17 protein-coding genes are annotated in these 20,556 nt (G+C 63.2%); 7 read left to right on the top strand and 10 right to left on the bottom strand.

The features are described 5' to 3' along the window. Window positions 1-176: 176 nt before the first annotated feature. Window positions 177-902: an acetoacetyl-CoA reductase gene (gene phbB, locus ABSG20_RS03630; RefSeq protein WP_423863117.1), complete on the top strand. Its 726-nt coding sequence runs from the start codon at window positions 177-179 to the stop codon at window positions 900-902. Window positions 903-999: 97 nt separating this feature from the next. Here phbB and ABSG20_RS03625 read toward each other — a convergent pair whose 3' ends face one another. Together ABSG20_RS03625 and gloB are read right to left on the bottom strand one after the other, a co-directional pair. After that, entirely contained in the window at window positions 1,000-1,431 is a 432-nt protein-coding gene (locus tag ABSG20_RS03625) for a cupin domain-containing protein (protein ID WP_423863116.1), read from the bottom strand. Continuing rightward, window positions 1,431-2,198, bottom strand: a complete 768-nt coding sequence (gloB, locus tag ABSG20_RS03620; protein ID WP_423863115.1) for a hydroxyacylglutathione hydrolase — start codon at window positions 2,196-2,198, stop codon at window positions 1,431-1,433. Before gloB ends, ABSG20_RS03625 begins: the two co-directional genes overlap by 1 nt. A gap of 247 nt (window positions 2,199-2,445) precedes the next feature. On the opposite strand from gloB, the gene ABSG20_RS03615 reads away from it, so the two are divergent. Next, window positions 2,446-3,192 carry a class I SAM-dependent methyltransferase gene (locus ABSG20_RS03615; protein WP_423863114.1) on the top strand — a complete coding sequence of 249 codons (747 nt, stop codon included), beginning with the start codon at window positions 2,446-2,448 and terminating at the stop codon, window positions 3,190-3,192. A 132-nt stretch (window positions 3,193-3,324) separates the two neighbouring features. On the opposite strand, the gene ABSG20_RS03610 is transcribed toward ABSG20_RS03615, so the two are convergent. From ABSG20_RS03610 to ABSG20_RS03590, 5 genes are all read right to left on the bottom strand, one after another. Next, the gene (locus ABSG20_RS03610; protein WP_423863113.1) at window positions 3,325-4,050 is read right to left on the bottom strand and encodes a DUF4167 domain-containing protein; all 726 of its coding nucleotides are present in this window, start codon (window positions 4,048-4,050) and stop codon (window positions 3,325-3,327) included. Between the two features lie 521 nt (window positions 4,051-4,571). After that, entirely contained in the window at window positions 4,572-5,456 is an 885-nt protein-coding gene (prmC, locus tag ABSG20_RS03605; protein ID WP_423863112.1) for a peptide chain release factor N(5)-glutamine methyltransferase, read from the bottom strand. A 58-nt stretch (window positions 5,457-5,514) separates the two neighbouring features. Further along, entirely contained in the window at window positions 5,515-6,600 is a 1,086-nt protein-coding gene (gene prfA, locus ABSG20_RS03600) for a peptide chain release factor 1 (RefSeq protein WP_423863111.1), read from the bottom strand. Window positions 6,601-6,649: 49 nt separating this feature from the next. Next, window positions 6,650-8,917, bottom strand: coding sequence for a phosphoenolpyruvate--protein phosphotransferase (gene ptsP, locus ABSG20_RS03595; protein WP_423863110.1), 2,268 nt, complete (start codon window positions 8,915-8,917; stop codon window positions 6,650-6,652). Window positions 8,918-9,305: 388 nt separating this feature from the next. Continuing rightward, a complete protein-coding gene (locus ABSG20_RS03590) occupies window positions 9,306-10,562 on the bottom strand; it encodes an aspartate kinase (protein ID WP_423863109.1) in 1,257 nt (418 codons plus the stop codon). A 172-nt stretch (window positions 10,563-10,734) separates the two neighbouring features. On the opposite strand from ABSG20_RS03590, the gene ABSG20_RS03585 reads away from it, so the two are divergent. Both ABSG20_RS03585 and ubiG read left to right on the top strand, forming a co-directional pair. Next, window positions 10,735-11,202, top strand: coding sequence for a PH domain-containing protein (locus ABSG20_RS03585; protein ID WP_423863108.1), 468 nt, complete (start codon window positions 10,735-10,737; stop codon window positions 11,200-11,202). Window positions 11,203-11,224: 22 nt separating this feature from the next. Further along, the gene (gene ubiG, locus ABSG20_RS03580) at window positions 11,225-11,989 is read left to right on the top strand and encodes a bifunctional 2-polyprenyl-6-hydroxyphenol methylase/3-demethylubiquinol 3-O-methyltransferase UbiG (protein ID WP_423863127.1); all 765 of its coding nucleotides are present in this window, start codon (window positions 11,225-11,227) and stop codon (window positions 11,987-11,989) included. 61 nt (window positions 11,990-12,050) lie between these two features. On the opposite strand, the gene pyrE is transcribed toward ubiG, so the two are convergent. Then, window positions 12,051-12,614, bottom strand: a complete 564-nt coding sequence (pyrE, locus tag ABSG20_RS03575) for an orotate phosphoribosyltransferase (protein ID WP_423863107.1) — start codon at window positions 12,612-12,614, stop codon at window positions 12,051-12,053. A gap of 205 nt (window positions 12,615-12,819) precedes the next feature. On the opposite strand from pyrE, the gene ABSG20_RS03570 reads away from it, so the two are divergent. Further along, a complete protein-coding gene (locus tag ABSG20_RS03570) occupies window positions 12,820-13,446 on the top strand; it encodes a glutathione S-transferase family protein (protein ID WP_423863106.1) in 627 nt (208 codons plus the stop codon). Window positions 13,447-13,678: 232 nt separating this feature from the next. On the opposite strand, the gene polA is transcribed toward ABSG20_RS03570, so the two are convergent. Then, window positions 13,679-16,696 (bottom strand): DNA polymerase I, encoded by a 3,018-nt coding sequence (gene polA, locus ABSG20_RS03565; protein ID WP_423863105.1) that lies wholly within the window; start codon window positions 16,694-16,696, stop codon window positions 13,679-13,681. 153 nt (window positions 16,697-16,849) lie between these two features. On the opposite strand from polA, the gene ABSG20_RS03560 reads away from it, so the two are divergent. Continuing rightward, complete coding sequence (locus ABSG20_RS03560) at window positions 16,850-17,443, top strand: hypothetical protein (RefSeq protein WP_423863104.1); 594 nt, start codon at window positions 16,850-16,852, stop codon at window positions 17,441-17,443. A gap of 186 nt (window positions 17,444-17,629) precedes the next feature. Here ABSG20_RS03560 and ABSG20_RS03555 read toward each other — a convergent pair whose 3' ends face one another. Then, on the bottom strand, window positions 17,630-18,715 hold the full coding sequence (locus ABSG20_RS03555) for an acyltransferase family protein (protein WP_423863103.1): 1,086 nt from the start codon (window positions 18,713-18,715) through the stop codon (window positions 17,630-17,632). Window positions 18,716-18,902: 187 nt separating this feature from the next. On the opposite strand from ABSG20_RS03555, the gene ABSG20_RS03550 reads away from it, so the two are divergent. Continuing rightward, the gene (locus ABSG20_RS03550; protein ID WP_423863102.1) at window positions 18,903-20,219 is read left to right on the top strand and encodes a UDP-glucose dehydrogenase family protein; all 1,317 of its coding nucleotides are present in this window, start codon (window positions 18,903-18,905) and stop codon (window positions 20,217-20,219) included. Window positions 20,220-20,556 lie beyond the last annotated feature (337 nt).

Genomic DNA, 20,556 nt, shown 5'->3' with positions numbered 1-20,556 from the left:
GCGGCGGCCGATACGATGCGGGATGAAAAAATCGGCCCGCAACCGCAGCGGGGCAAGCTGGAGAACGCCCGGTGTTCACGCCGGGCGTTTTATTTCTTGATGTTGGTCAAGCGGCCCGCTTTATTCGACGCTACAAAAAGCATGACTTCAAAAGTGACCCAAGGGAAGGATTCGACATGGCACGTGTTGCATTGGTAACGGGCGGAACGCGGGGTATCGGGGCGGCGATCAGCAAGGCGCTGAAGGCGGCCGGCTATCAGGTCGCAGCCAACTACGGCGGCAACGACGCGGCGGCAGAGAAGTTCAACGCCGAGACCGGCATTCCCGTCTTCAAATGGGACGTCAGTTCATTCGATGCCTGCGCCGCTGGCGTCAAAAAGGTGGAGGCCGAGGTCGGCCCGGTCGATGTGCTGATTAACAATGCCGGCATCACCAGGGATGGCGCCTTCCACAAGATGACGGTCGAGCAGTGGAACGCGGTCATCAACACCAATCTCGGTTCGCTGTTCAACATGACGCGCCAGGTCATCGAGGGTATGCGGGCCCGCAAATTCGGCCGCGTCGTCAACATCTCCTCGATCAATGGTCAGAAGGGCCAGTTCGGCCAGGTCAATTATTCGGCGGCAAAGGCCGGCGATATCGGCTTCACCAAGGCCTTGGCGCTGGAGAATGCCAAGACCGGCATCACGGTGAATGCGATCTGCCCGGGTTATATCAACACCGAGATGGTGCAGGCAGTGCCCAAGGACGTATTGGAAAAGAGCATCCTGCCGTTGATTCCGGTTGGCAGGCTCGGCGAGCCCGAGGAAATTGCCCGCGCCGTGGTGTTCCTCGCCGCCGACGATGCGGGCGCGATGACCGGCTCGACGCTCTCGGTCAACGGCGGTCAATACATGGTGTAATTGTTTCGTCGTCAGTTTCGCTGCCGCGAGTTATTGGTGGGCACGCCATCGAGTCGCGCATTGGCGCAACTTGATGGCTTTGCCGACCCTACGAAATTCACGCTGGCTCCCACCCGTTCGGCGCCAGCTCGAATTTCGTAAAATCGAATCCCGGCGCGACGGTGCAACCGACCAGCGTCCAGTCGCCGGTGGTTGCGGCAGCTTGCCAGGCGCACGCGGGCACAATGGCCTGCGGTATCTCTCCCGCGGCGAGATCGGGGCCGAGCCTGACGCTGCGCTGGCAGCTCAGATCTGCGATCTGCAAGTTCAGCGCGTGACCTGCGTAAAAATGCCAGACCTCGACCGCGTCGATGCGATGCCAGTGCGAGCGCTCGCCGCGCGCCAGCAGGAAATAGATCGCGGTCGATCGCGCGCGTCCATCGGCGTCACGGCGGCCGTCGCGAAACGTCTCGCAATAGTGGCCGCCTTCCGGATGCGGCTGTAATGCGAGCCGCGCGATGATATCGGCGGCGGAGGGCGGTAACACCATCAGGATTTGTTTTTCCGTTCGCGCAATTCGCCGAACACTTCCGCCGGACTTCGGCCTTTCAAGCGGACGCTCGCCGCGACCGATGGCTCATCCGCGCGCAGGAACACATTGGCTTTTTTCTCTTCGCCAAGCAGCGCCGGTATCGTCGGCTTGCCCTCGGCGCGCAGCCGCGTCACTTCCTCGGCGCGCGCCCTCAGGGCGGGATTATCGGGCTCGACGGTGAGCGCGAATTTGACGTTGGCGGCAGTATATTCATGGCCGCAATAGAGTTTGAAATCGTCGGGCAAAGCGCGCAGCTTCAACAACGAATCCCACATCATCGGATAGGTGCCTTCGAACACCCTGCCGCAGCCGATCGAGAACAGGGTGTCGGCAGCAAATAGCGCCTTTTCGGCGTCGAAGACGTAGCTGACGTGGTCGAGCGTATGCCCCGGCGTCTCCAGCACCCGCGCCAGCAGGCTGCCGAGCTTCACGACATCGCCCTGGCCGACGCGCAAATCGACATTTGCAATCTTCGTGGACTTGTCGTGCGGGGCAACCACCCGGCACTGGTATTTCTGCTTCAGCTCGGCGACGCCGCCGACATGGTCGCCGTGATGATGAGTGACCAGAATGTCGGTCAGGGTCCAGCCTTCGCGCTGCAGCGCGCTGATAATCGGCGCGGCTTGCGGCGCATCGATCGAGGCGGTCGCGTTGGTCGCGGGGTCGTGGATCAGGTATCCGAAATTATCGGTGAGGCAGGGGAACAGACGAATGTCGGCGGCCATGATATCTCCGTGATCCAGGCGAGCATTGACCGGCAGGGTGCAATCCGTTTGCCGTTGAGGATGCTACTTACTTTTGAACAAGACGCGCGTAGGGTGGCCGCCAAACCGGCTCCCAGTTCTGCGGAACCCGGCGCCGGGCATTGACGCCGGTACGGGTTCGCATAGCCATGAAATATGGCCTTAAGGCCTATAGAGCAATGCAATATTCCGCGCCCCGGGCGGCGCCGCGACGTGTTACATTGGTCGCATGACCATCGATGTCATCGACCTCCGCGATTTCTACTCGCAGCGCCTCGGCATCGTGGCGCGGCGGCTGATCAATCGTGGCATTCACGCGCGCTGGCCCAACGCCGGGGGGCAGCGGGTGCTCGGGCTGGGATATCCCACTCCCTATCTCGGGCTGTTCCGCGAGGACGCGGAGCGTTGCATCGCCTTCATGCCGGCGGCGCAGGGCGTGCTTAAATGGCCGACCGCGCGGCCGACGCTGGCAACGCTGGTCGATGAATTCTCATTGCCGCTGCCGGACGCGGCCGTCGACCGCATCCTGATGGTTCACGCATTGGAGATGTCCGACGATCCGGCCGGGCTGCTGCGCGAGGTGTGGCGGGTTCTGGCGCCGTCCGGCCGCGTGATGGCCGTCATTCCGAACCGGCGCGGGGTCTGGACCCGCACCGATACCACGCCGTTCGGTCACGGCCGGCCCTATTCGCGCTCGCAGATCACGCATTTGCTGCGGCAGACCTGGTTCACGCCGACGGCGTGGGACGAGGCCCTGTTCATGCCGCCGGTCGCCGGCGGCTGGTTCCTGCGCTCCGCCATCGCATGGGAGCGTGTCGGCGCCGCGCTGTCGCTGCCTTTTGCCGGTGTTCATATCGTGGAAGCCACCAAGCAGGTCTATCGTGCGATCCCGGCGCCCCGCGAACGTACGCGACTGATCCCGGCGCTCGAACCTGTGCTGGTGCCGTCGTCATTGCAACGCGATGATCTATTGTAGAGTGGCAAGCCAGCCGGTCGCGCAACTGCGCGGGTCGATGGCGTGCCCACCATACAACACGAAACCTTCGACTATTGGTGCGGTGGGCACGGCGCAAGAGCGCTTGACTCACCCCTGCAAGATTGTGCCGCGTTACTCGTTGCCCGGGTTGAAATCGTCGCCCGGCGCCGGCGCCGGGGCGGTCAGACCTTCGGGGCGCGGTCCGTGCGGCCGGCGCCGGCGGCGCGGGAAGCGCTCGCCGCCACCGTTCTCGAAACCAGCCGGGACGGCGCCGATCTGCGGTTGCGGTCCGGTGATGAAAGACGGCAGCCGGTCGACGCTGACGCTTTCAGGGATCACCGGCTGCGGCTGCGGTTGCGGCTGGAACTGGGGGCGGTGTTCGCGCGGCTGCTGCGGTTCGCGCGGCTGGTAAGGCTGGAGATCGCGCTGGTGGTCACGCGGGCCGCTGTCGCGCGGGATAAATGGCTGTGGCTGCACCGGCACGAAGCCAGGTTCCTGCCCGAAATGTGAAAAGCTTTCGCTGTCATCGTCGCCGTCCTCCGAGGGCATTTCATTCTCGGTGCGCGGCTGCGGCTGGTTCTGACGGAACTGTTCCTGGGCGGCGGCAATCAGCCGGAAATAATGCTCGGCATGCTGATAATAATTCTCGGCGGCTACCGGATCGCCGGAAGAGCGGGCGTCGCGTGCGAGCTGCACGTATTTTTCCGCGACGTGGGAAGCGGTGCCGCGGATCTTGATGTCGGGCCCGTTGGACTCGAACACACGGGTCATCGGGTTCTGGCCACGCCGGTTGTTGTTGTTGTTATTGTTGCTGTTCCGGTTGCGCATCCGCTTGTTGTTATTCTGACCGTTTCTCATGTCTTGCCTTTATATCCCAGCCCTGAAGTTGCCAGTCTAGAGTCGATTAGCCTTGCGTCGATTACCCCGGATTGCCGCCAGCAGCCGCCGCCTTGCCCGATTCGGCAGGCGTCAGGCGAGCCGGATCGCAGTGCAGTTCGATTCCACACAGATTTCGCCGTTCGTCGCGGTCAACAAAGACACGCTCCCCCACAGTCCCAGCGAACGCCGCTGGCTGCATCAAATCAATCCGCCTGCCAAAACAAGCAAAGGTTTCTCGCGTCAGTGATCAAGCGCAAAATCAGGCTTTCGTTCGCTTTGCGGTCGGAAGCAGCGCAGCAATGTGGGCCATCGCGCTCGAGCGGACCTGCGTCTTGGAACCTTTCACTCGGGCGGGCTCTCGCTGTTGAGAACTCTGGCCCCCACCCGAAATATCCCTACGGAGTATCTACGGGGCCAGTAAACCCTGGACCGATGTCGTGACCGGAACGTAGTCGCTCCCGGGGAATATTCCAAGTGGTTTTTTTAATCCCAATGGGGCTTTACGGCGGCAATTTCCGGCCGCCGACGGCCCGCCGAATCCCGGACAGATCGACTTTTGCAGAGCCCCCCCGTATTAAACCCGTCGCTTTCATCAATCCTTCAATATTGCCGCTTTGGCCGTGCCCCACTTCCACAACGAGGCCGCCTTGCGGCGCCAGCAGTCGCGCAGCCTGCGGAATGAGTTCGCGATAGGCGCACAGTCCGTCCGTGCCGCCGTCGAGCGCGGCAAGCGGATCGTGATCGCGGACCTCTCGCGCCAGATCCGCGATGTCGGCCGAGCGGATATAGGGCGGGTTCGACACGATCAGATCGAACGGCCCCGACAGCGCTGCGGCGTAGTCGCAGGCCACGAAATGGGCTCGTTCCGAAAGCCTGAGACGGACGGCATTGCGACGAGCGGTTCGCAACGCCGCCACGTTGAGATCGGTGCCAATGCCGGAGGCGAGCGGTAATTCGGACAATAGCGCCAGTAAAATCGCACCCGAGCCGGTGCCTATATCGGCGATGCGAAGCCGGCGATCCGGATCGGGTGCGGCGCGCCACATGTCCAGCGCCAGTTCGACCACCGTTTCGGTGTCGGGCCGCGGCACTAGCGTCGCGGGGCAGAGCTGCAACGGAAGTCCCCAGAATTCCTTGGCTCCAAGGATGCGCGCCACCGGCTCGCCGGCGAGGCGGCGGCGTGCAAAATCCTCAAGACGCGCCTGCTCATCCGGTGCGAGAGGCCGCCGCGCCGCCATGATAATCCCGCTGAGGTCAAGATTGAGCACGGCGCCGACCAGCGTCCGCGCATCGAGTCCGGCAGCATCGATTTGGCCGGCCTTGAAGCGCGCCGTGAGCGAGCGCCGCACGCTTTCGACGGTTTGTCCGGCGAAAGAATCAGTCACGCCGTTTCCTCATCGCTGGCGGGACACCACAACAACCCGGGTGGCGAGTTATTGCTATTCATGCCCCGGTGCCCTGCGCGGCGAGCTGCGCCGCCTGATACTCGGTGGTCAGCGCATCGATCAGTTCGCTCAAGCCTTCACCCGCCATCACCTGGGGAAGCTTGTAGAGCGTGAGATTGATGCGGTGATCGGTGACGCGACCTTGCGGGAAATTATAGGTGCGGATGCGCTCGGAGCGATCGCCGGAACCGACCTTCTCGCGGCGGTCCGCCGAACGCACCGCGTCGATGCGCTGACGTTCGGCATCGTAGATGCGCGAGCGCAGGATGTTCATCGCCGACGCCCGGTTCTTGTGCTGGGAGCGGCTGTCCTGCATGTTGACCACGATGCCGGTTGGAATGTGGGTAATGCGGATCGCCGATTCGGTCTTGTTGACGTGCTGGCCGCCGGCGCCCTGCGAGCGCATGGTTTCGATCCGCAAGTCGTCGCTCTTGATCTCGACATCGACCTCCTCGACCTCCGGCAGCACTGCAACCGTCGCCGCCGAGGTATGAATTCGGCCCTGCGTCTCGGTATCGGGCACGCGCTGCACCCGGTGCGCGCCGGACTCGAATTTCAGTTTCGCGAACGCTCCGCGCCCCCTGACCTCGGCGATGATTTCCTTGAAGCCGCCCATGGTGCCTTCGCTTAAGGAAATCACCTCGACTTTCCAGCCCTGCAGGGCGGCGAAGCGCTCATACATCCGGAACAGGTCGCCGGCAAACAGCGCCGCCTCGTCGCCGCCGGTGCCGGCGCGGATTTCCAGCACGACGTTGCGTTGGTCCATGGCGTCCTTGGGCAACAGCGCCACGCGGATCTCTTGTGCCAGCTCGAGCTCGCGCGCCTTGAGCTTTTCGCGCTCGGCTTCCGCCATGCCGCGCATCTCGGGCTCGGTTAAGGAATCTTCGATCAGCGCCTCGATATCGGCAATTTCGGCGCTGACGGCCCGGTAGGCTTTCACGGCATCGATCAGCGGATTGAGCTCGGCCAATTCACGCGTGATCCGGACATAGTTCTCGGAGTTGACCGGGCCCAGCACCTGCGCCTCCAGGGAAGCGTGATGCGCCAGCAGAATATCAAGTTTGGCCTCGGGTAGCATCGACATGAACTAAGGATCTCGGATTGCGAAGTGGGGTTGTGCGGACCGAGATCCGCTACAACGACAACCCCTCGGCTTCGGCGAATGCTGAAAGCTTCTCGCGGATCGAAACGCTGCCGGATGGCGCCTCGAGCAGCGGCAGCATCAAGGCCGCGGCTTTTTGGGCGTCGAGATCGAGGATCATCGCCTTGACCGGCCCATGGCCGGTTGCCGACAGCGACAGCGAGCGGTAGCCCAGCGCAATCAGCGCCAGCGCACCGATCGGCTTCGACGCCATCTCGCCGCACAGCGAGGCGGATTTCTTCGCGGCATTAGCCTTTACCACGATATCCCGCAGCGCCCGCAGGATCGGGGCAGACATGGTGTCGAATCGTTCGGAGACCTTGGCATTGCCGCGATCGACCGCGAACAGGAACTGAAACAGATCGTTGGATCCGACCGAGAGGAAATCGACTTTCTTCAGGAGTTCGTCGAGCTGATAGAGCAAAGCCGGCACTTCCACCATGGTGCCGACGTCGATGCGTTCCGGCAATGCGTGGCCGTGCTGACGCAGATAGGTCAGTTCGCGCTCGACGATCGCCTTAGCGGCATCGAATTCGGCCACTTCGGTGATCATCGGGAACATGATGCGCAAGGCGCGGCCGCCGCCGGCGCGCAAAAGTGCGCGGATCTGGCCGCGCAGCAGACCCGGCCGGTCGAGCCCGAGCCGGATCGCGCGCCAGCCGAGCGCGGGGTTTTCCTCGATCACGGTCTCCATATAGGGCAGCGCCTTGTCGCCGCCGATGTCGAGCGTCCGGAAGGTCACGGGTTTCGGGCCCGCGGCATCCAGCACCGCACGGTACAGCGCCAGCTGGTCGCTGGAGCGCGGCAGGCTCTGGCCGACCATGAATTGCAGCTCGGTGCGGAACAGGCCGATGCCGGCACTGCCGGTGTCGTCGATGTGCGGCAGGTCGATGGTCAGGCCGGCGTTAATCATCAATTCGATCGGCTGGCCATCCTTGGTTACGCAGGGCTTGTCGCGCAGTGCCGAATATTGCGCCTGCCGGCGGGCGCGAAACCGTACCCGCTCGGCGTAGGCCTGCTCGATTTCCGCCGAGGGGCGGACGTAGATCGAGCCCGAGGTGCCGTCGACGATGATGGCGTCGCCGGGATCGGCGATACCAGGGGCGTTCGGCACTTCGCCGACCGCAGGGATGCCGAGCGCACGCGCCACGATCGAGACGTGCGAATTGGCGGTGCCTTCCTCCAGCACCAGCCCGCGCAGCCTTTTGCGGTCGTAGTCGAGCAGCGCCGCAGGTCCCATTGCCCGCGCGATCAGGATGGCGTTGTCGGGGAGCTGCTCGCGCGAGGGCGCGTGGTCCTGCCCCGCCAGTTGCCGCATCAGCCGATGGCCCAAATCCTCGAGGTCGTGCAGGCGGTCGCGCAGATAAGGATCGGTGGAACGCAGCATGCGCGCGCGGGTGTCGGACTGCACGCGCTCGACGGCGGCCTCCGCGGTAAGGCCGGTGGCGACCGCCTCATGCAGCTTGTGCGACCAGCCGTGATCGTTGGCGAACATGCGGTAGGCTTCCAGCACGTCGCGGTGCTCGCCGCCTTCGGCGACGTCGCCGCGCTCCAGCATGCGGTCGAGATCGGCGCGCAGTTTTGTCAAAGCGGCATCGAGCCGCTTCAGCTCCTTTGGCAGATCCTCGGCGATATAATTGGTGATGACGACGCGCGGCTCGTGCAGCACGACGTGGCCGAGCGCGATGCCGTCGGACAGGATCGCGCCGGTCTTGTGTACCGAATGCCGCGCCGCCGGCTCGGCGCCGGGCTGCGCCAGCGCGGACAATTCGCCCGAGGCGATCATCTCCGCCAGCACCATGGCCGTGGTCTGCAGCGCCTCGACCTCTTCCTCGACATAGGTGCGCTTGGCGCGGTTCTGCACCACCAGCACGCCGAGCGTATTGCCGGCGCGCAGGATCGGAACGCCGAGGAACGAGTGGTAGATTTCCTCGCCGGTTTCGGGGCGGAACGAGAACGCCGGATGGCTTTGCGCGTCGCTCAGATTGAGCGGGGTTGCCTCGCTTGCCACCAGGCCGACCAGGCCCTCATGCGCGTTCAGGACGGTCCGGTGGACGGCGTCGCGGTTGAGACCTTCGGTAGCGTAAAGCTCCAGCGTGTTATCGACGCGCAGCACATAGGTCGAGCAAACCTCGGCCACCATATTGGCAGCGATCAGCACCACGATCTTGTCCAATCGCTCCTGGGCCGAGACCTGCTCCGCCATGGTTTCGCGGAGCCGTCTCAGCAAGACGCGGGGACCTCCCGACGCGCTCCGCATGTGCTAAAATCCTCTCCCGCATAGCCAGCACGCCGGGTGGCCGGCAGCTGGCGCTAAGCTCTAGAAAAGCATCAATTTCATTCATTCATTCAGCGCCGCCGAAAACGCCGAAAAGGGAGCCGAATCGGCAAAGCCAACCAGTGGCGCAGTTTGCGGCAGCCCACCCATCACGCCGTATAGCGAATTGAGGCTTGTTTTGCCAAGCAAAACACCTGCCAGAGACTTAAGGCGCCGCCGATAAAGGTACGCTCCGGTTATGCCGGGAAGGCCGGCAGCTGGGGAAAAATCTTCTAAACCCTGGTTCTGAGTGAATCAGAACCGGGCTCTAGCTTTTTGTTTTGACGCGTTTTCTTCACGCGAACCGCTCCCCACTTCGCTCGACCACGCTCTAGGCCTGGTCGAGCCCATAGAGCGTGTGCAGCGTGCGTACCGCCAGTTCGGTATAGGCGGCGTCGATCAGCACCGAGAACTTGATCTCCGAGGTGGTGATGGCGCGAATGTTGATGTTGCGCGCCGCAAGGGCCGCGAACGCCTGGGCCGCCACCCCGGCGTGGCTGCGCATGCCGCTGCCGATCACCGAGACTTTGGCAACGTCGGTGGCAGTATCGAGCCTGATATAGCCGATATTGTGCTTGGCCGCCGTGATGGTATCGCGAGCGCGCACGTGATCCGAGGCTGGAACGGTGAAGGTCAGGTCGGTGGTGGCGCCGTCCTCCGAGACGTTCTGCACGATCATGTCGACGTTGATATTGGCTTCCGCCAGTGGGCCGAAGATCGAGGCGGCGACGCCCGGCTTGTCCTGGATCTGGCGGACGGAAATCTGGGCTTCGTCCTTGGAAAAGGCGATGCCGGTGACGACGTGGCTTTCCATGATTTCCTCCTCGCTGCATATCAGCGTTCCCGGCGGCTGATTGGCGTGCGGGTCGATGTCCTCGGGCTTGTCGAAACTGGAACGGACGAACACCGGAATGTTGTGCACCATACCGAGTTCGACCGAGCGGACCTGCAGCACCTTGGCGCCCTGCGACGCCAGTTCCAGCATTTCTTCGAACGCGATTCGGTCAAGCCGCCGTGCCTTCGGAACCACACGCGGGTCGGTGGTGTAGACGCCATCGACGTCGGTGTAGATGTCGCAGCGGTCGGCCGCAATGGCCGCGGCCAGCGCCACCGCTGAGGTATCGGAGCCGCCGCGCCCGAGCGTGGTGATGCGGCCGGTCTGCGGATTGATGCCCTGGAAGCCGGCGACCACGGCGACTTCGCCGCGGTCCTTGAACCGGTTGATCAGCTCGGTGCCGTCGATCTCGAGTATCCGCGCCGAGGCATGGGCGTCGCTGGTCCTGATCGGCACCTGCCAGCCCTGCCAGGAGCGCGCCTGAATGCCGATCGCCTGCAGCGCAATCGCCAGCAACCCGGCCGTGACCTGCTCGCCGGAAGCCACGACCGCGTCGTATTCGCGTGCATCATGCACCGGGGAGGCTTCTCGGCACCATTCCACCAGTTCATTGGTCTTGCCGGCCATCGCCGAAACCACAACGGCGACATCGTGACCGGCATCGACCTCGCGCTTGACGTGCCGCGCGACGTTGCGGATGCGGTCGATATTGGCGACGGATGTGCCGCCGAATTTCATCACGAGGCGGCCCATGATGGCTGGTGCATTCCCTCAGCGGTTAAGGTATGTGACCGACACGGAAACAGGGGCGCGCGGGCCAAAATGCGCGTATACATAGCGGCGCTGTTTTTCGCAAGCAACCGGGTTCCGGCCGTCGCCGGGAACCGCGGGGCATATCGTAGCGTAGGGTAATTGAGGCTGAAGTATGGGGCGTTATATCGACGATATCCTGCAGCCCGGCGAGAAGGTCCTCTATTCGACCAATGCGCACTGGATCTTCTATGGTCCGGCGATCCTGGCCTGGATCGTGGCCATCGTGCTGTTGTTGCTGTCGCGCGCGACCACCACCGAAGGCATCGTGCTGTTGTGCCTGTCGGCCTCGGCGGTGGTGGCGATCGCGGCGCTTTACTGGACCATCAAGGCATGGTTCCATCGCTGGACCACCGAAACCGACGTCACCAATTTGCGCGTCGTTCACAAGACCGGCTTCATCAAACGGCGGACATTCGAGATATCGCTCGACAAGATCGAGAGCGTCGACGTCGACCAGAGCATTCTCGGCCGTCTTGTCGACTACGGCGACGTGATCATCCACGGCGTCGGCGAGGGCGTAGAACCCATCCGGACCATCGCCTCGCCGCTTAAGTTTCGCAGTCACATCACCGCGCGATAGGAGCGGCGCCTCATCCATGGCCATGTATCAAGATTCTCCCGCAAGCAGTCCCGGTTCCCCGGCATCCACGGTCGACCCGGCCGAAATCGCGAAATTCTCCAAACTGTCGGAGCAATGGTGGGACCCCAACGGCAAGATGGCGCCGCTGCACAAGATCAATCCGCTTCGGCTGACCTATATTCGCGACGCCGCCTGCCGCAAGTTCGAGCGCAACGTCAAAAGCCTGAATTGCCTTTCCGGCCTGCGGCTACTTGATATCGGCTGCGGCGCCGGCCTGTTGTGCGAGCCGTTCACCCGTCTCGGCGCCCAGGTGATCGGGGTCGATCCAGCCGCCAAGAACATCGCAGCCGCCCGATTGCATGCCGACAAGGGGCACCTATCGATCGACTATCGCTGCACCTCGGTCGAAGAGATGGATGTGCGTGAGCGCTTCGACATTGTGCTGGCGATGGAAGTGGTGGAGCATGTCGCCGATGTCGGCCTGTTCCTCAATCGGTGCGCGGCGATGCTGAAACCCGGTGGGATGATGGTGATTTCGACCTTGAACCGCAACTGGAAGAGTTTTGCACTCGCCATCGTCGGCGCGGAATATATTCTGCGCTGGCTGCCACGCGGCACCCATCAATGGGACAAGTTCGTCACCCCCGACGAACTCACGCATTACCTCACGGCCAACAAGCTTGTCATCACCGAGCAGGCCGGCGTGGTCTACAGCCCATTCGCCGACCGCTGGAGCCTCTCCTCGGATATGGACGTCAACTACATGGTGGTGGCGGAGGCAGCGTAGTGCTTCGCCCGGGTCAAGCCCGGGGCAGGCTCCCGCCCAGTGAAGTGTGAGAACAACGCGCTTACCGCTTCAGGAATTCACCGGCCTTGTAGAGCGAGCGAAAGGGAATGCCGGCTACCGCGAAGGTTTCGCTGGCGCCTTCTTCGCGGTCCACCATGGTGAACACCAGCGCGATCTCGCCGCCGGCATCGCGTACCGCCTCGACCGCCTTCAGCGCCGAGCCACCGGTGGTGGTGACGTCCTCGACGATCACCACGCGCTTGCCGTGCAGGCTCTCGCCGGTGGCCAGACCCTCGACCGCGAGCCTTGCGCCGTGCTCCTTCGGCTTCTTGCGCACGAAGAACGCCGCGATCGGGTGACCCTTGATCCAGGACAGCTGCGCGATCGCGCCGGCCAGCGGCACCGCACCCATTTCCAGACCGCCGACATAATCGAGGCCATCGTCCTTCAGTGCTTCATAAGTCAGTTCCGCCAGCAGAGTGGCGCCTTCGGGATCGAGCATGGTCGGCTTGAGGTTGAAGTAGAAATCGCTTCTGCGGCCCGATGCCAGCGTGATCTCGCCACGGCCGAACGAGCGCTTGCGGATGATCTCGGCGAGGCGGGCGCGGGAGGCTGATTTGGACAAGTTGTCTGGCTCGTTATCTGGCCGGCGCAGTCTATCGACCAACGCGCGCACATTCCAGCGCCGAAGGCGCGCCGTCAACAGCATCCGCCAAGCGTGCGGTCGGCTGCCTCGCCCAGCACTTGCTCGGAGAGGTGTATTGGCGCCATTTGCGACGATCGACGACGATGCTAAAGACGCCCCCACCGCCAACGCGCAAGAGGCCTGAATGACCATCGAACTCCACACCTGGAACACGCCGAACGGCCGCAAGATCTCAGTCGCGCTGGAGGAAATGGGGCTTCCGTACCAGGTTTTCCGGGTTAATATCACCAAGGGCGAGCAGATGGCGCCTGCTTTCCTTGAGCTCAGTCCGAACAACAAGATTCCCGCGATCGTTGATCCCGACGGTCCGGGCGGCCGACGCGTCAGCATTTTCGAATCCGGCGCGATCCTGCTCTATCTCGGCGAGAAGACCGGCAAGTTCCTCCCCGTTCCCCTGATCGAGCGCATCCCGGTCTATGAATGGCTGATGTGGCAGATGGGCGGCTTTGGGCCGATGCCGGGGCAGGTCCATCACTTCATTGCGCTGGAAAACGAGGCCGACCGCGCCTATGGTCTGAAGCGCTACATGGCGGAAACGCGGCGGCTCTATGGCGTGCTGGATCGCCGCCTCGCGACATGCGAATTCGTCGCCGGCAGCCTGTCGGTCGCCGACTTTGCCATTCTCGGCTGGGCCTGGCGGCACCAGCGCCACAAGGTTTCCTTCTCGGACTTCCCCCATGTCGGCCGCTGGTACGACGCGCTGATGGCGCGGCCGGCGGTGAAGCGCGGCATGGAAGCAAAGCTGGATTGAGACTCATTGGAACCGCTTCGCGGGCCCTACACACACCTGTCATCGCCCGACTTGATCGGGCGACCCAGTAAACGCTGACGTCAATGATGGAGTAACATGGCCGCACGGGACGCTTTCATCACGCCCTGTGGATCGTGGCGGCGGCTCTGGAATACTGGGTCGCCCGATCGAGTTGGGCGATGACGGCGGTAGTCCGCGGCAACATCGCCCGCATCGGCGATGACTGCATTTCCTAATGCGCCTCTTCCCAACTATCCCCGGCGCTGGCTTCGACCTGTAGCGGCACCGACAGCAGCACCGCCGGGAATGGCGCATCCTGCATGACGTGCCGAACCACCGGGAGCGTTGCCGCCACTTCGTCGTCCGGTACCTCGAAGATCAGTTCGTCGTGCACCTGCAGCAGCATCTGCGCGGAAAGTCTGTTCTCGGCCAGCGCGTCTTCCATCCGCACCATGGCGCGGCGGATGATGTCGGCGGCGGTGCCCTGCAATCGCGCATTGATCGCGGCGCGCTCGTTGAAGGAGCGCACCGAAGCATTGGAGGCCTTGATGTCGGGGTAATGACACTTGCGGCCGAACAGGGTTTCGACATAGCCGTGGCTGCGGCAGAAATCCCGCGTCGCGTCCATATAGGCGCGGATGCCCGGAAAGCGCTCGAAATATTTCTTGATATAGGCGGAGGCCTCCTCACGGCCGATGCCGAGCTGGTTGGCGAGGCCAAACGCCGAGATGCCGTAGATAATGCCGAAATTGATCGCTTTCGCCCGGCGGCGCACCTCGACCGGCATGTCTTTGACGGCAACCCCGAACATTTCCGACGCGGTCATGGCATGAATGTCCAGTCCGTCACGAAAAGCCTGCTTGAGCACGGCAATGTCGGCGATCTCCGCCAATAGCCGCAGCTCGATCTGGGAATAGTCCGCCGACACCAGTTTGTGGCCCGGGGTTGCGATAAAGGCGCGGCGGATCTTGCGGCCGTCATCGGTGCGCGCCGGAATATTCTGCAGATTCGGCTCGTTCGACGACAGCCGCCCGGTGGTGGTCGCGGCCAGCGCATAGGTGGTGTGGACGCGGTGGGTCTGTGGATGCACATAGGTCGGCAGCGCGTCGGTATAGGTCGATTTCAGCTTTGAAACCTGCCGCCATTCCAGGATTTTTCGAGGAAACTCAAAGCCTTGTTCGGCAAGGTCGTCGAGGATCTGCGCCGAAGTCGACCACGCCCCGGTCTTGGTCTTGCTGCCACCCGGTAATCCCATCTTGCCGAACAGGATGTCGCCGATCTGTTTTGGGCTGCCGACATTGATCGGCTCGCCGGCCAATTCCTGCAGCTCGGCTTCGACCCGCGCGGCAGTCTGGGCGAATTCGCCTGACAGCCGCGCCAGCACCTGGCGGTTGATCGAGATGCCGCGCCGTTCCATCCGCGCCAGCACCGAGATCAGCGGTCGTTCCAAGGTCTCATAGACCGCCATCATGTGCTCGGCGACCAGGCGCGGCTTCAGCACGCGCCACAGCCGCAGGATCACATCGGCATCTTCGGCCGAATAGGCGGTTGCCCTGTCGATCGCGACCTGATCGAAGCCCAGTCTGGCTTTGCCGCTGCCGGTCAATTCGCCATGGGTGATGGTGGCATGGCCGAGCCAGCGCTCGGCCAGCGCATCGAGCCCATGAGCATTACGCCCGGCGTCGAGCACATAGGAAATCAGCTGAGCATCGTCGTGATTGCGCAGGACAATGCCATGTTGGGCGAACATCACGGCGTTGAACTTGATATTGAAGCCGATCTTCAACAGCCCTTCCGATTCCAGCAGCGGCCGCAGCGCGGCCAGCGCGTCCGCCGCCTCGATCTGGTCCGGTGCGAGGCCGGCGGCGAACAGGCCAGAGCCATCACCGGATTGCTTGTGGCCGAGCGGAAGATAGCAGGCGTCGTTGGGTGAAAGTGCCAGCGCAATGCCCGAGATTTCGGCCTGCATCGGGTCGATCGAGTTCGCCTTGGCCTCGATCGCAAAATGGCCGATATCGTGGATGCGCGCGATCCAGGCATTCAGCTCCGGGAGGCTGCGCACAGTCTGATACTTGCTGCGATCGACCGGGATCTTGCGCGCCTCTTCGGCGCGCGCGACGGCGAGCAGGTTCGGGGTGAGGGGTTTTTCGTTGGCTGGCGCTCGGCCTTTTGCCGTACTCGGGGGCAGGCTATCCCCGGAAAGGGGGGAGGGAGCAAAGAGGTCCGCGCTGCCGCGTGATGGCGCTTTTGAAGCGCCCGCGCCGCTGCGTCCGCCACCGCTCTTGTTCTTGTTGTCCGCCTCCACGCCTGCCGGATCAATCTGGGCATATTCGGCGACGCGGCGGGTCAGGGTGGCAAACTCCATCGCCTTCAAAAACGCGATCAGCTTGCGCGCGTCGGGCTCGTGCACCGCGAGTTCGTCGAGCGGCACATCGAGCTTGACCTTGTCGTCAAGCAGCACCAGCTGCCGCGAAATCCGCGCCTTTTCGGCATTCTCGATCAGCGCCTCGCGCCGCTTCGGCTGCTTGATCTCCGAGGCGCGCTGCAGCAGCGTTTCCAGATCGCCATATTCGGCGATCAGTTGGGCGGCGGTCTTGACGCCGATGCCCGGCACGCCCGGCACGTTGTCGGTCGAATCACCTGCCAAGGCCTGCACCTCGACCACCTTTTCCGGCGGCACGCCGAACTTCTCGATCACTTCGGCAATGCCGATGCGGCGGTCTTTCATGGTGTCGTACATCGTCACATGATCGGTGACGAGCTGCATCAGGTCCTTGTCCGAGGAGACGATGGTGGTGGTGGCGCCACGCTCGCGGGCCTCGCGGGCGTAGGTGGCGATCAGATCGTCGGCCTCGAAACCGCCTTGCTCCAGGCAGGGCAGATCGAACGCGCGGACGGCCTCGCGGATCAGCGGAAATTGCGGGATCAGATCGTCCGGCGCCGGCGGCCGGTGCGCCTTGTAATCGGGATAAAGCTTGTTGCGGAAAGTCACTTCGGATTTGTCGAAGACGATGGCGAGATGGGTCGGCCGGTTGTCCGGCGGCATCTCGCGCAACAGCTTCCACAGCATGTTGCAGAAGCCGAGCACGGCATTGACCTGCAGGCCATCGGACTTGCGGTTGAGCGGCGGCAGCGCGTGATAGGCGCGGAAAATATAGGAGGAACCGTCGACCAGAAAGACGTGATCGCCTTTGGCGGCGGCTTTGACGGCGACGGTTTTGGCGGCGGCTGTTTCTGAGGATTTCGGCATGGCCGCAATTTAGGGATTTTGAGCCGCGATTGACAGCCTCGAACCCGGCATCGGCTGTGATTTTTGCCGCCCTTGGGGCGCCTGCGGAACAGGTTGCATCGGCGGCCTTTCCATGTCCCCCTGCACCATCAGGCGGACCGGAAGGACAAGACCATGACCGCACAACTCGATCTGCTGACGGCGAAGCTGCGATCGGTCCAGGCCGAGATCGAGACCGAAATGGCGAAGCGGCGGGAAGAACTGCGCTTTCACTTCGACAATCGCCGCATTGTATTCGAGGAAGAGGTCTTGCGGCTGCAGCGCGCCATCAAGACGCGGGCGTCGCGCTATCTGATCGACGCCAATCCGTTGATGATCCTGAGCGCGCCGGTGATCTATTCGCTGATCGTTCCGATTGTTCTGGTCGATATCTGGGTCATGGCGTATCAGGCGGTGTGTTTCCCGGTCTACCGGATCCCGAAGGTGCGGCGGCGCGATTACCTGATCTTCGACCGCCACCATCTCGCTTATCTCAACATCATCGAAAAGATCAATTGCGCCTATTGCTCCTACGCCAACGGCGCCATTGCCTTTGTGCGCGAGGTGGCGTCGCGCACCGAGGTCTATTGGTGCCCGATCAAGCACGCCCGCCGGGTGCTCGGTCCGCACCCCTACTACCAGGGCTTTGCCGATTTCGGCGACGCGGAGGGGTTTCGAACGAAGCTGAATGAGATGAAGGATGGTGTGAAGATCGAGGGGGCCCAATAACAGCCCCATAACAGGTCGTCATCGCCCGGCTTGACCGCGCGACCCGGTAAGCCGCGGCCGCTGTTGTTGGGACCCGTTGGCCTCTGGAATACCGGGTCGCCCGATCAAGTCGGGCGATGACAGCGGTGGGTGGGCGATCACAGCGGTGGATGGGCGATGACAGCGGGAGCTCGGCGCGAGCGAATTCTACTCCGCCGCTTGCATCACGCTGCCCGGCCGTTTCGGCGCGATGGAGAACATCGCCGGGCGCTCGAACAGGAAGTTCGCGCCGGCCTTGAGCGCGATCCACCAGATCGCCAGGGCACCCGCGAGGCCTGCGATCGTGACGATCAGCGAGATCGCGCCGATGTCGTGGATCGGCCCGGCGTGCAATAGGAGCGTCCGTGTCGCCGCCATCGGCAGGAAGAATGCGAGATAGATCACGATGGAATGCTCGCCGCAAAAGCGCAGGAAAGTCAACCAGTGTGCCCGCGCCAGCAGCGTTCCCGTGATGACGATGGCGCAGGCGCCGCACAGCCCGAGCGAGAGCGAGATCAGCGGCCACTCGCTCGTGCCGAGATAAACCAGGCTGCTGTTGAGCAATGCCCAGACCGCCAGTCCGGCCAGTGCCCATGCCGGATAGGCCCGCGCGCGGTCGGACAGGGCGAATACGTAACCGGCGAACAGACTGCCTGAGTAGATATAGACGAAGCGGGCGCAGAACTCGTCGATCACGGTCCAGCCAGTGACGATATGCGCGGTCTCCAACAGCGCCGCGGCGACCCAGATCGGAAGCGCCGGCAAATGGCGCGTCGCCTTGATGACCACAAAGAACACCGGCAGCAGATAGATGAACCACAGCGTGCCGAACGGTTCGATGAAGGCTTCAAGATACAGGCAGCCGACATCGGCCCAGCTCGATTCGGCGGCGAAGGAGGGCGCCTTGAAGGCGAACTGGATCGTCACCCATAATCCGTAGAAATAAGCGAAGTGGACGACCTTGCGGTCGAGATAAAGGCGCCAGTCGCGGTCGATCACGACGCCTAGAAACAGCCCCGAGATCAGGAAGAAATCCGGCATCCGGAACGGCTTTGCGAACGCGACCAAGAGATGCATGAAGCCAGTCTGGCCCGCCGCCAGCTCGACGCCGAGCACCGAATGCATCATCACCACCATGACGATGCAGATGCCCTTGGCGTAGTCGACCCAGCCGACCCGTCCGGGCGCCGGGTTCGGCGGCAGCGCAGGTTGCGCGGATCCCCGCGTTACCGCGGATGTGCCGTTTTCAGTCATCGGTGCCCCTTTTTGGCGCGGCGCAGCCGCATCATCGGGGCTTAAGGTTGCATTCTCCTTTATTCGTACAAATGACATGCCGATAACTTGCCGATTTCCCGCGCTTTCCGGTTTCGCCTTGGCCGCGAATGCTCTAAGACCCGCCAAAACCGACCAATCATATTAACCATTCCAGGCGGATTGTTTCATGCGGATTGCCATGATTGGCACGGGCTATGTGGGGCTGGTGTCCGGCGCCTGCTTTGCCGATTTCGGCCACCTCGTCACCTGCGTGGACAAGGATGGCGACAAGATCGCTGGCTTGCGCCGGGGCGAAATTCCGATTTTCGAGCCCGGTCTCGACGCGCTGGTGGCTGCCAACGTAAAAGCCGGGCGGCTGGATTTTGCCACCGATCTGGCCGCACCGGTCGCCAGTGCAGACGCTGTATTCATCGCGGTCGGCACGCCGTCGCGTCGCGGCGACGGCCACGCCGATCTGAGTTATGTTCATGCCGCGGCGCGCGAGATCGCCGTGGCCCTGTCAGGATTCACCGTGGTGGTGACAAAATCGACCGTGCCGGTCGGCACCGGCGACGAGGTCGAGCGCCTGATCCGCGAAGCCAATCCGTCGGCCGATGTGACGGTGGCCTCCAATCCGGAATTCTTGCGCGAGGGCGCCGCGATCCGCGACTTCAAGTTCCCCGACCGCATCGTGGTCGGCACCTCGGATGAACGGGCGCGAAAGGTGCTCGGCGACATCTACCGGCCGCTGTCGCTCAACCAGGCGCCGCTGATGTTTACCGAGCGGCGCACCGCGGAGCTGATCAAATACGCGGCCAACGCCTTCCTCGCCACCAAGATTACCTTCATCAACGAGATCGCCGATCTCGCCGAAAAGGTCGGCGCCAACGTCCAGGAAGTCGCGCGCGGCATTGGGCTCGACAATCGCATCGGCTCGAAGTTCCTGCATGCCGGGCCGGGCTTCGGCGGCTCATGCTTTCCGAAGGATACCCGCGCGCTGGTCAAGATCGCGCTCGATCATGACGTGCCCTTACGCATCGTCGAGGCGGTGCTCGCGGTCAACGACAACCGCAAGCGCGCGATGGCGCGCAAGGTCGCGAGCGCGGCGGGCGGCCTGCGCGGCAAGACGGTGGCCGTGCTCGGCCTCACCTTCAAGCCCGATACCGACGACATGCGCGAGGCGCCGTCGATCCCGCTGGTGACCGGGCTCCTGGACTTGGGCGCCAAGGTGCGCGCGCACGATCCCGTCGGCATGGATCAGGCGCGCCGCGAACTGCCCGACATCGACTATTGCGATGATCCCTACATCTGCGCGCGCGGCGCCGACGCGCTGGTGATCGTGACCGAATGGGTGCAATACCGCGCGCTCGACCTGCAGCGCCTGAAGCGCGAGCTGGCGCAGCCGGTGGTCGTCGATCTCCGCAACATCTACCGCCCCGACGAAATGAAGGCGCTCGGCTTTGTCTATGAAAGCGTGGGCCGGGCGAGCGAGCCCGGGAAGTGATGCGTCACTCCGCACGTCATCCCCGCGAAAGCGGGGATCCAGTATTCCAGAGCAATTTGTGATGAATCGCGAGGCCGCGGCGGCGGGCTTCGGCCCGCCGCGTGAATTTCCGATTCAATTGTCAAACAGCCCAAGGCGATTCGCGCCTCGCAACCTTCAAACATGCGTTTTTGCCTCGCGGCGCGGATTGCGCCCGAGTCGTTGCATGAACCTTACGCCCAGAGGGCGTGGGGAATGCCGGATGCCCAGTGGCACCCGCAGCCTCGCGTGCAGAAAACGGCCATCACGCACACGAGTATTCACAGCGAGGCACCGGAAAACACCCGGCATTCCCGCA

The sequence above is a fragment of the Bradyrhizobium sp. genome, from assembly GCF_049512235.1.
Lineage (GTDB): Bacteria > Pseudomonadota > Alphaproteobacteria > Rhizobiales > Xanthobacteraceae > Bradyrhizobium.
The sequence above is the reverse complement of the archived record's forward strand: the minus strand, read 5'-3'. Positions and strand labels throughout refer to the sequence as shown.

Excerpts from the sequence above, each read along its gene's own strand:
- ABSG20_RS03610 (WP_423863113.1), bottom strand. The coding sequence starts at position 4,050 with ATGAGAAACGGTCAGAATAACAACAAGCGGATGCGCAACCGGAACAGC.
- polA (WP_423863105.1), bottom strand. The coding sequence starts at position 16,696 with ATGCCGAAATCCTCAGAAACAGCCGCCGCCAAAACCGTCGCCGTCAAA.
- ubiG (WP_423863127.1), top strand. The coding sequence starts at position 11,225 with ATGTATCAAGATTCTCCCGCAAGCAGTCCCGGTTCCCCGGCATCCACG.
- ABSG20_RS03570 (WP_423863106.1), top strand. The coding sequence starts at position 12,820 with ATGACCATCGAACTCCACACCTGGAACACGCCGAACGGCCGCAAGATC.
- phbB (WP_423863117.1), top strand. The coding sequence starts at position 177 with ATGGCACGTGTTGCATTGGTAACGGGCGGAACGCGGGGTATCGGGGCG.
- ABSG20_RS03560 (WP_423863104.1), top strand. The coding sequence starts at position 16,850 with ATGACCGCACAACTCGATCTGCTGACGGCGAAGCTGCGATCGGTCCAG.
- ABSG20_RS03555 (WP_423863103.1), bottom strand. The coding sequence starts at position 18,715 with ATGACTGAAAACGGCACATCCGCGGTAACGCGGGGATCCGCGCAACCT.
- ABSG20_RS03585 (WP_423863108.1), top strand. The coding sequence starts at position 10,735 with ATGGGGCGTTATATCGACGATATCCTGCAGCCCGGCGAGAAGGTCCTC.
- prfA (WP_423863111.1), bottom strand. The coding sequence starts at position 6,600 with ATGTCGATGCTACCCGAGGCCAAACTTGATATTCTGCTGGCGCATCAC.
- ABSG20_RS03590 (WP_423863109.1), bottom strand. The coding sequence starts at position 10,562 with ATGGGCCGCCTCGTGATGAAATTCGGCGGCACATCCGTCGCCAATATC.
- ABSG20_RS03615 (WP_423863114.1), top strand. The coding sequence starts at position 2,446 with ATGACCATCGATGTCATCGACCTCCGCGATTTCTACTCGCAGCGCCTC.
- ABSG20_RS03550 (WP_423863102.1), top strand. The coding sequence starts at position 18,903 with ATGCGGATTGCCATGATTGGCACGGGCTATGTGGGGCTGGTGTCCGGC.
- ABSG20_RS03625 (WP_423863116.1), bottom strand. The coding sequence starts at position 1,431 with ATGGTGTTACCGCCCTCCGCCGCCGATATCATCGCGCGGCTCGCATTA.
- ptsP (WP_423863110.1), bottom strand. The coding sequence starts at position 8,917 with ATGCGGAGCGCGTCGGGAGGTCCCCGCGTCTTGCTGAGACGGCTCCGC.
- gloB (WP_423863115.1), bottom strand. The coding sequence starts at position 2,198 with ATGGCCGCCGACATTCGTCTGTTCCCCTGCCTCACCGATAATTTCGGA.